Annotated in this window: 19 protein-coding genes; all 19 read left to right on the top strand. The window is 61.1% G+C overall.

Annotated features, from left to right (window positions below; genetic code table 11):
• Positions 1–41: 41 nt before the first annotated feature.
• Positions 42–350, top strand: a complete 309-nt coding sequence (rpsJ, locus tag ACXJKO_RS27225) for a 30S ribosomal protein S10 (RefSeq protein ID WP_009764298.1) — start codon at positions 42–44, stop codon at positions 348–350.
• 47 nt (positions 351–397) lie between these two features.
• Complete coding sequence (gene rplC, locus ACXJKO_RS27220; protein WP_457094173.1) at positions 398–1,126, top strand: 50S ribosomal protein L3; 729 nt, start codon at positions 398–400, stop codon at positions 1,124–1,126.
• Positions 1,126–1,746 (top strand): 50S ribosomal protein L4, encoded by a 621-nt coding sequence (gene rplD, locus ACXJKO_RS27215; RefSeq protein WP_457094172.1) that lies wholly within the window; start codon positions 1,126–1,128, stop codon positions 1,744–1,746. The genes rplC and rplD overlap by 1 nt, the downstream gene beginning before the upstream one ends.
• Entirely contained in the window at positions 1,743–2,039 is a 297-nt protein-coding gene (locus tag ACXJKO_RS27210) for a 50S ribosomal protein L23 (protein ID WP_457094171.1), read from the top strand. The genes rplD and ACXJKO_RS27210 overlap by 4 nt, the downstream gene beginning before the upstream one ends.
• A gap of 20 nt (positions 2,040–2,059) precedes the next feature.
• Positions 2,060–2,896: a 50S ribosomal protein L2 gene (rplB, locus tag ACXJKO_RS27205; RefSeq protein WP_457094170.1), complete on the top strand. Its 837-nt coding sequence runs from the start codon at positions 2,060–2,062 to the stop codon at positions 2,894–2,896.
• 15 nt (positions 2,897–2,911) lie between these two features.
• Positions 2,912–3,190 (top strand): 30S ribosomal protein S19, encoded by a 279-nt coding sequence (gene rpsS, locus ACXJKO_RS27200; RefSeq protein ID WP_457094169.1) that lies wholly within the window; start codon positions 2,912–2,914, stop codon positions 3,188–3,190.
• A 1-nt stretch (position 3,191) separates the two neighbouring features.
• Complete coding sequence (gene rplV / locus ACXJKO_RS27195; protein ID WP_457094168.1) at positions 3,192–3,572, top strand: 50S ribosomal protein L22; 381 nt, start codon at positions 3,192–3,194, stop codon at positions 3,570–3,572.
• Between the two features lie 11 nt (positions 3,573–3,583).
• Entirely contained in the window at positions 3,584–4,288 is a 705-nt protein-coding gene (rpsC, locus tag ACXJKO_RS27190) for a 30S ribosomal protein S3 (RefSeq protein ID WP_457094167.1), read from the top strand.
• 24 nt (positions 4,289–4,312) lie between these two features.
• Positions 4,313–4,726, top strand: coding sequence for a 50S ribosomal protein L16 (rplP, locus tag ACXJKO_RS27185; RefSeq protein WP_457094166.1), 414 nt, complete (start codon positions 4,313–4,315; stop codon positions 4,724–4,726).
• A 12-nt stretch (positions 4,727–4,738) separates the two neighbouring features.
• Positions 4,739–4,951 carry a 50S ribosomal protein L29 gene (gene rpmC / locus ACXJKO_RS27180; RefSeq protein ID WP_190846515.1) on the top strand — a complete coding sequence of 71 codons (213 nt, stop codon included), beginning with the start codon at positions 4,739–4,741 and terminating at the stop codon, positions 4,949–4,951.
• Between the two features lie 12 nt (positions 4,952–4,963).
• Entirely contained in the window at positions 4,964–5,203 is a 240-nt protein-coding gene (rpsQ, locus tag ACXJKO_RS27175) for a 30S ribosomal protein S17 (protein WP_457094165.1), read from the top strand.
• A gap of 163 nt (positions 5,204–5,366) precedes the next feature.
• Positions 5,367–5,735, top strand: a complete 369-nt coding sequence (gene rplN / locus ACXJKO_RS27170) for a 50S ribosomal protein L14 (protein WP_009764309.1) — start codon at positions 5,367–5,369, stop codon at positions 5,733–5,735.
• A complete protein-coding gene (rplX, locus tag ACXJKO_RS27165; protein WP_457094164.1) occupies positions 5,735–6,052 on the top strand; it encodes a 50S ribosomal protein L24 in 318 nt (105 codons plus the stop codon). The genes rplN and rplX overlap by 1 nt, the downstream gene beginning before the upstream one ends.
• Positions 6,045–6,611, top strand: a complete 567-nt coding sequence (gene rplE, locus ACXJKO_RS27160) for a 50S ribosomal protein L5 (RefSeq protein ID WP_457094163.1) — start codon at positions 6,045–6,047, stop codon at positions 6,609–6,611. Before rplX ends, rplE begins: the two co-directional genes overlap by 8 nt.
• Before the next feature lie 39 nt (positions 6,612–6,650).
• Positions 6,651–6,956: a 30S ribosomal protein S14 gene (gene rpsN, locus ACXJKO_RS27155; protein ID WP_457094162.1), complete on the top strand. Its 306-nt coding sequence runs from the start codon at positions 6,651–6,653 to the stop codon at positions 6,954–6,956.
• Positions 6,957–6,971: 15 nt separating this feature from the next.
• Complete coding sequence (gene rpsH, locus ACXJKO_RS27150) at positions 6,972–7,367, top strand: 30S ribosomal protein S8 (RefSeq protein ID WP_091136345.1); 396 nt, start codon at positions 6,972–6,974, stop codon at positions 7,365–7,367.
• A gap of 37 nt (positions 7,368–7,404) precedes the next feature.
• Positions 7,405–7,938, top strand: a complete 534-nt coding sequence (rplF, locus tag ACXJKO_RS27145; RefSeq protein WP_457094161.1) for a 50S ribosomal protein L6 — start codon at positions 7,405–7,407, stop codon at positions 7,936–7,938.
• A 12-nt stretch (positions 7,939–7,950) separates the two neighbouring features.
• Entirely contained in the window at positions 7,951–8,313 is a 363-nt protein-coding gene (gene rplR / locus ACXJKO_RS27140) for a 50S ribosomal protein L18 (RefSeq protein ID WP_457094160.1), read from the top strand.
• 120 nt (positions 8,314–8,433) lie between these two features.
• Positions 8,434–8,760 (top strand): ribosomal protein S5 (locus ACXJKO_RS27135; RefSeq protein ID WP_457094159.1); only part of this gene is annotated, 327 nt, incomplete at its 3' end.

Below are 8,760 nucleotides of genomic sequence, written 5' to 3'. Positions count from 1 at the left end.
GGGTTACGGTCCGGCCGCTTCCCTTGTTGAATGGATAAGCCATGAACGGTCAAAACATTCGTATTCGCCTTAAGGCATTCGACCATCGGATCCTCGACGCTTCGACACGCGAAATCGTGTCGACCGCGAAGCGGACCGGCGCTCAGGTTCGCGGGCCCATCCCGCTGCCGACGCGCATCGAGCGCTTTACGGTGCTTCGCTCGCCGCACATCGACAAGAAGTCGCGCGAGCAGTTCGAGATGCGCACTCATAAGCGTGTGCTCGATATCGTGGACCCCACCCCGCAGACGGTTGATGCTCTGATGAAGCTCGATCTTGCTGCTGGTGTGGACGTGGAAATCAAGCTCTAAGCCGTTGGGCTTGGAGCTTTCGGTAGACACGCCGAGAGGATACGCACATGCGCTCAGGCGTCATTGCACAGAAACTCGGGATGACCCGCATCTTCACGGATGCCGGTGAACATATCCCAGTCACGGTTCTGAAGGTCGACAGCTGCCAAGTTGTTGCCCACCGGACCAAGGAAAAGAACGGCTATACCGCGCTGCAGGTCGGCGTCGGCAAGGCCAAGGTAAAGAACGTTTCGAAGGCCGAGCGTGGGCGTTTCGCCGTCGCTCAGGTCGAGCCGAAGCGCAAGCTCGCGGAGTTCCGCGTTTCCGAGGATGCTGTCATCCCCGTGGGCGCCGAGATCATCGCTGATCACTTCATTGCCGGTCAGTTCGTGGACGTCACGGGCATCACCACCGGTAAGGGCTTCGCGGGCGGTATGAAGCGCTGGAACTTCGGCGGTCTTCGCGCCACTCACGGCGTGTCGGTCTCCCACCGTTCGATTGGTTCGACCGGTGGCCGTCAGGATCCGGGCAAAACGTTCAAGAACAAGAAGATGCCGGGTCACCTGGGCGTCGAGCGCGTCACCACGCAGAACCTGCGTGTCGTGTCGACCGATGTCGAGCGCGGYCTGATCCTCGTCGAAGGCGCCGTTCCTGGCGTTGCCGGCGGCTGGATCTTCGTCCGCGACGCGGTGAAGCGCAAGCTGCCGAAGGAAGTGCCGATGCCCGGCTCGTTCCGCTCGGCCAATGACGCTGCACCGGCCCCCCAGGCTGAGCAGGCCCAAGAGGAGAATGCGTGATGAAGCTTGATATCACCACGCTCGAGGGCAACACGTCCGGTTCGGTCGAGCTGAACGAGGCCATCTTCGGTCTCGAGCCGCGCGCCGATCTGCTCGCCCGTTGCGTCCGCTGGCAGCTCGCAAAGCGCCAGGCCGGCACGCACGCTGTGAAGAACCGTTCGCTCATCGATCGTACGACGAAGAAGGTTTACAAGCAGAAGGGCACCGGTAGCGCACGTCACGGCGCTGCGAGCGCTCCCCAGTTCCGGGGCGGCGGTCGTGCCTTCGGCCCGCAGGTTCGTAGCCATGCTCACGACCTGCCCAAGAAGGTCCGTGCTCTCGCTCTGAAGCATGCCCTCTCGTCMAAGGTGAAGGACGCCTCGCTCGTCATTATCGACGATGTGAAGCTTTCCGAGCCCAAGACGAAGGCTCTCGTCGAGCGCTTCGGTAAGCTCGGCCTCGGCAGCGCCCTGATCATCGGCGGCGCCGAGATCGAGACGAACTTCCAGCGGGCTGCTCGCAACATCCCGAACATCGACGTCCTGCCGGTGCAGGGCATCAACGTCTATGACATCCTGCGTCGCGAGAAGCTCGTTCTCACGAAGGCGGCTGTCGATGCGCTGGAGGCGCGCTTCAAATGAGCCTGGACCCGCGCCATTACGATGTGATCGTAAGCCCGGTCATCACTGAGAAGGCCACGACCCTGTCCGAACAGAACAAGGTCGTCTTCAAGGTGCGCCCGGAAGCAACGAAGCCGCAGATCAAAGAAGCGGTTGAGAAGCTGTTCGATGTCAAGGTGAAGAGCGTCAACACGCTCGTCACCAAAGGCAAAGTGAAGTTGTTCCGCGGCACCCGCGGCCAGCGGTCGGACGTGAAGAAGGCGGTTGTGACCCTCGAAGAGGGCCAAACCATCGACGTCACGACGGGCCTCTGATCGGTTGAGAGAGTCATCCGATGGCTTTGAAAACATTCAAACCAATCACCCCCGGCCTGCGCCAGCTGGTGATCGTCGACCGCAGCGAGCTCTATAAGGGCAAGCCGGTCAAGAAGCTGACGGAGGGCAAGAGCTCCTCCGGCGGCCGTAATAACCTGGGTCGCATCACCGTCCGCTTCCGCGGCGGTGGTCACAAGCGTACCCTGCGCCTGGTCGACTTCAAGCGTCGTGGCCGTATGGGCGATGTGGCTGTCGTGGAGCGGATCGAGTACGATCCCAACCGCACCGCCTTCATCGCGCTGATCCGCTACGCCGACGGCGAGCAGTCCTACATCCTGGCTCCGCAGCGTCTGGCTGTCGGCGATCAGGTGTCGGCCGGCGAGCAAGTCGACATCAAGCCGGGCAACGCCATGCCGATCGGCAACATGCCGGTGGGAACGATCATCCACAATGTCGAGCTGAAGATCGGCCGCGGCGGCGCTCTTGCCCGCTCTGCCGGCACCTACGCTCAGATCGTGGGTCGTGACCAGGGCTACGTGACGGTCCGCCTGAATTCCGGCGAGCAGCGCATGGTCCATGGCCAGTGCTTCGCTAGCATCGGCGCGGTGTCGAACCCCGATCACATGAACACCTCGCTCGGTAAGGCCGGCCGTAACCGCTGGCTTGGCAAGCGTCCGCACAACCGCGGCGTTTCCATGAACCCGATCGACCACCCGCACGGTGGTGGTGAGGGTCGTACCTCCGGTGGCCGCCATCCGGTGTCGCCGTGGGGCGTTCCCACCAAGGGCAAGAAAACCCGTTCGAACAAGCGGACCGACAAGTTTATTGTGTCGAGCCGTCACGCTCGTAAGAAGTAAGGATAGAGGCACGTCATGGCACGTTCGCTTTGGAAGGGTCCGTTCGTCGACGGTTACCTCCTCAAGAAGGCCGATGCTGCCCGTTCTTCGGGTCGCAACGAGGTCATCAAGATCTGGAGCCGTCGCTCCACGATCCTCCCGCAGTTCGTGGGCCTCACGTTCGGGGTCTACAACGGTCAGAAGCACATTCCCGTCAACGTGAGCGAGGAAATGGTGGGTCACAAGTTCGGCGAGTTCTCGCCGACCCGCACCTTCCACGGCCACGCGGCGGACAAGAAGGCGAAGAGGAAGTAAGATGGGTAAGGCCGCAACTCCTCGCGCATTGAGCGACACCGAGGCGCAAGCCGTCGCTCGCATGCTGCGCGTCAGCCCTCAGAAGCTCAATCTTGTTGCGGCTCTTATCCGCGGCAAGAAGGTTTCGACGGCTCTCGCCGATCTCGAGTTCTCCCGTAAGCGCATCGCTCGCGATGTGAAGAAGTGCCTCGAGAGCGCCATCGCCAATGCCGAGAACAACCACAACCTCGATGTGGACGATCTCGTCGTCAGCCAGGCATTCGTTGGCAAGGCGCTCGTCATGAAGCGCTTCCACGCCCGGGCCCGTGGCCGGGGTGCTCGTATCGAAAAGCCCTTCTCGAACCTCACGATCGTGGTTCGCGAAGTTGCCGAACAGGCATAAAGGAGAACCAGATGGGTCAGAAAGTTAACCCGATCGGTCTTCGGCTCGGCATCAACCGGACCTGGGACTCGCGCTGGTTCGCCGGCAAGGGCGAGTACGCCAAGCTGATGCACGAGGATATGGCGATCCGCGAAGCTCTGATGAAGCAGCTGAAGCAGGCCGCCGTTTCGAAGATCGTGATCGAGCGTCCGCACAAGAAGTGCCGCGTCACCATCCACTCGGGTCGTCCGGGCGTGGTGATCGGCAAGAAGGGTGCCGACATCGAGAAGCTCCGCAAGACCGTCGCCAAGATGACGGACGCGGATGTGGCGATCAACATCGTCGAAGTCCGTAAGCCGGAAGTGGACGCCACCCTGGTGGCGGACTCGATCGCTCAGCAGCTCGAGCGTCGCGTCGCTTTCCGCCGCGCCATGAAGCGCGCCGTTCAGTCGGCGATGCGTCTGGGCGCAGAGGGCATCCGTATCAACTGCTCCGGCCGCCTGGGTGGCGCTGAAATCGCCCGCCTCGAGTGGTACCGCGAGGGTCGCGTTCCGTTGCATACGCTGCGTGCGGACGTCGATTACGGCGTGTCCACCGCGTTTACGACCTACGGCACCTGCGGCATCAAGGTTTGGATCTTCAAGGGCGAAATCCTTGAGCACGATCCGATGGCCCAGGACAAGCGGATGAACGACGAAGGAGGCCGCTCTGGTGGCCGCCGCGAGCACGCGGCGTAACGGAGAGGTCAGGAGAGGTTTGCCATGTTGCAACCGAAGAAAACCAAGTTCCGTAAGCAATTCAAGGGCCGCATTTCCGGCACTGCGAAGGGCGGTACGGACCTCAACTTCGGCCAGTTCGGCCTGAAGGCGATGGAACCCGAGCGTGTCAACGCTCGTCAGATCGAGGCGGCTCGCCGCGCCATCACCCGCGCCATGAAGCGTGCGGGTCGGGTGTGGATCCGCATCTTCCCGGACGTGCCGGTGTCGACGAAGCCGACCGAAGTGCGTATGGGTAAGGGTAAGGGCGCTCCCGAATATTGGGCAGCCAAGGTTAAGCCTGGCCGCATCATGTTCGAGATCGACGGCGTGTCCGAGGACATCGCTCGCGAGGCCCTGCGCCTCGGCGCAGCGAAGCTCCCGATCAAGACACGCTTCATCCAGCGCATTGCCGAGTAAGGAGAGAGAATCATGAAGACCAAGCAGAGATTCTCTGACCTTAAGGCAATGTCCGCTGATCAGCTGTCGGATGAGTTGCTGAACCTGAAGAAGGAGCAGTTCAACCTCCGCTTCCAGCGCGCCACCGGCCAGCTCGAGAACACCGGACGTGTCCGCGAAGTCCGCCGGGACGTCGCCCGCGTCAAGACGCTGCAGCGCCAGAAGGCCGCTGCGGCTAAGGCTTAAGAGGAAATCAAGATGCCGAAGCGCGTTTTGCAGGGCGTCGTTGTCAGCGATAAGCAGGACAAGACGGTCGTCGTGAAGGTGGAGCGTCGTTTCACGCACCCGGTTTTGAAGAAGACCGTGCGTAAGACGCAGAACTACCACGCTCATGATGAGGCCAATAAGGCCAAGGTGGGCGATATGGTCTCCATCGAAGAGACCAAGCCGCTCTCCAAACTCAAGACCTGGGTGCTCGTCGACCAGACGAAAGCTTAAAAAGCTTCCGTTTGGGGTTGTCCGATAGGGGCGGTTCGTGTATACGACCGCCTCTCTCGACATTTGAAGGGCAGGGGACATGAGATCCCCGTCAGGCGTAGTCCGGGGGGCAATCGTGCCTTGACCCGGAAACCTGTCTGAAACAAAGGAAAGGATCAAAGCCATGATCCAGATGCAGACGAATCTTGACGTCGCCGATAATTCCGGCGCCCGTCGCGTGATGTGCATCAAGGTTCTCGGCGGTTCGAAGCGCAAATACGCTTCCGTGGGCGATATTATCGTCGTATCCGTGAAAGAGGCTATTCCGCGCGGCCGCGTGAAGAAGGGCGACGTCATGAAGGCGGTCGTCGTGCGCACCGCGAAGGACATCCGTCGCGCTGACGGTTCGGTCATCCGTTTCGACCGTAATGCCGCCGTTCTGATCAACAATCAGAAAGAGCCGGTCGGCACCCGTATCTTCGGCCCCGTTCCGCGTGAACTGCGTGCCAAGAATCACATGAAAATCATTTCGCTTGCGCCGGAGGTGCTCTAATGGCCGCGAAGATCAAGAAGGGCGACAAGGTCGTTGTCCTGACCGGTCGCGACAAGGGCAAGACCGGTGAAGTCGTACAGATGCTCCCGAAGGAAGAGCGCGCGGTTGTCCGTGGCGTGAACCTCGTGAAGCGTCACCAGCGCCAGACGGCGAACCAGGAAAGCGGCATCATCTCGAAAGAGGCCTCGATCCACCTGTCGAACCTGGCCTATGCAGACCCGAAGGACGGCAAGCCGACCCGGGTTGGTTTCAAAGTTCTCGAAGACGGCCGCAAGGTCCGCTTCGCCAAGCGTTCGGGAGACCTGATCGATGGCTAAGGCTCAGGTGGACGGCTACACGCCGCGGCTCAAGAAACACTACGAAGAAGTGGTGCGTCCGAAGCTGATCGAAGAATTCGGCTACAAGAACCCCATGGAAGTGCCGACGATCGAAAAGATCGTCCTCAACATGGGCGTTGGCGAGTCGACCGCAGACTCGAAGAAGGCTTCGGTCGCTGCTGCCGATCTCGCGCTCATCGCCGGCCAGAAGCCGGTGATCACGAAGGCCCGCAAGGCAATCTCGCAGTTCAAAGTCCGCGAGCATATGCCGATCGGCACCAAGGTTACGCTCCGCAAGGTGCGTATGTACGAGTTTCTCGATCGTCTCGTCACCATCGCGCTTCCCCGCGTTCGCGACTTCCGGGGTCTGAACCCCAAGTCGTTCGACGGCCGCGGCAACTACGCGATGGGCATCAAGGAGCACCTGGTGTTCCCTGAGATCAACTACGACAAGGTAGAGCAGGTTTGGGGTATGGACGTTGTCATCACGACGACGGCCAAGACCGACGACGAAGCCCGCGCCCTGCTGCGTCACTTCAACTTCCCGTTCCGGCAGTGAGGATAGCTGTCCTCAGACGCGGTCACTGGAGATAAAAGAATGGCTAAGAAAAGCGCTATTGAGAAGAACAAGCACCGTCGTGAGCTCGTGAAGAAATTCGCGGGCCGTCGCGAGCGCCTCCTGGCGGTCGCCAACGACGAGTCGAAGTCCATGGAGGAGCGCTTCGAGGCGCGCCTCAAGCTGGCTGAGCTGCCGCGCAACTCGAACAAGACCCGTATCCGCAACCGTTGCGAGATCACGGGCCGTCCGCGCGCTTACTATCGCAAGCTCGGCATGTCGCGCATCGCTATGCGCGAGCTCGGCAACAAAGGCCTGATCCCGGGCCTTGTGAAGTCCAGCTGGTAAGAGGGAGAGCATCATATGATCAACGATCCGTTGGGCGATATGCTCACCCGTATCCGTAACGCGCAGATGCGTCGTCGCGGTACTGTTTCCACCCCTGGCTCGAAGCTTCGTGCCCGCGTTCTTGAGGTTCTCAAGAGTGAAGGCTACATCCGCGACTATTCGCAGACCGAGTTCGGCAATGGCCGTACCGAGTTTTCGATCGAGCTGAAGTACTATGACGGTCAGCCGGTGATCCGCTCCATCGAGCGCGTCTCCAAGCCGGGCCGCCGCGTGTATGCTTCCGTTGACGCCATGCCTCGCGTGGCTGACGGCCTCGGCATCACCATTCTCTCGACGCCCCAGGGCGTGATGGCTGATCATGAAGCCCGTGAGAAGAACGTGGGCGGCGAAGTGCTCTGCAAGGTCTTCTAAGACCTAAGCATCAGCACAGAACCACGGAGATTCGAAAATGTCACGAGTAGGCAAAAAGCCGGTTCCGGTTCCGTCGGGTGTGACGGCGACCGTTGACGGTCAGATGGTTAAGATGAAGGGCTCGAAGGGCGAACTCTCGTTCCTCGTTCCCGAAGAAGTGTCGGTTGCTCTTGAAGACGGTGCCGTGTCGGTGACCCCGCGCGACCTGTCCAAGGTGGCCCGTGCCAAGTGGGGCCTGTCCCGCGCTCAGGTTGCTAATCTGGTGCAGGGCGTGTCCAACGGCTTCGAGAAGCGCCTCGAGATCAACGGCGTCGGTTACAAGGCCGCTGTCGCTGGCAAGGTGCTGAAGCTGTCGCTCGGCTACAGCCACGACATCGACTACGAAATCCCGGCCGGCATCACGATCGTGACGCCCAAGCCCACGGAAGTCGTGGTCACCGGCATCGACAAACAGAAGGTCGGCCAGACTGCCGCCGAGATCCGCGAATATCGCGGTCCGGAGCCCTACAAGGGCAAGGGCGTCAAGTATGCCGGCGAATTTATCTTCCGCAAGGAAGGCAAGAAGAAGTAAGGACGACGTATCATGGCTGAGAATAAAGGCGCTGAAGATCGCCGCAAGGCTCGTGTACGCCGTGCGATCAGGAAAGCAGCGAATGGACGCCCGCGTTTGTCGGTGTTCCGTTCGTCCAAGCAGATCTATGCCCAGGTTATCGATGACGTTCGCGGCGTGACCGTCGCTTCGGCTTCGACGATCGAGAAGGATCTCAAGGGCAAGCTCAAGACCGGCGCGACCGTCGAGGCCGCAAAGGAAGTGGGCAAGCTCGTTGCAGAGCGCGCAGCTCAGGCTGGCGTGAAGCAGGTGATCTTCGATCGCTCGGGCTACCTCTATCACGGCCGCGTCAAGGCTCTCGCCGACGCTGCCCGTGAAAGCGGTCTGGACTTCTAATTTCGACATTTCATGAACGGGGCAGGTGGTGTTTACCTCCTGCCCTGATCGTGCTTTACGGCGGGTATCGAAAACCACCCTTAGCGAGCGGGCCCGCCGCCCGCGCAAGTGAGAGGTCTCATGGCAAGAGAACCAAGAGAACGTGCTGATCGTGAAGACAGCGAATTCGTGGATCGCCTGGTCCACATCAACCGCGTCGCCAAAGTCGTGAAGGGCGGCCGTCGTTTCGGCTTCGCTGCTCTCGTCGTCGTCGGCGATCAGAAGGGCCGCGTCGGCTTCGGTCACGGCAAGGCCCGTGAGGTTCCCGAGGCGATCCGCAAGGCCACCGACGCTGCCAAGCGCTCGATGATCCGCGTTGCGCTCCGCGAGGGCCGCACCCTGCACCACGACGTGAACGGCCGCCACGGCGCCGGCAAGGTCGTGCTGCGTGCTGCTGCTGCGTGCTGC

The sequence above is a fragment of the Microvirga sp. P5_D2 genome, assembly GCF_054049475.1.
Note: the sequence above shows the minus strand (reverse complement) of the source record. Positions and strands in the feature narration are given on the sequence as shown.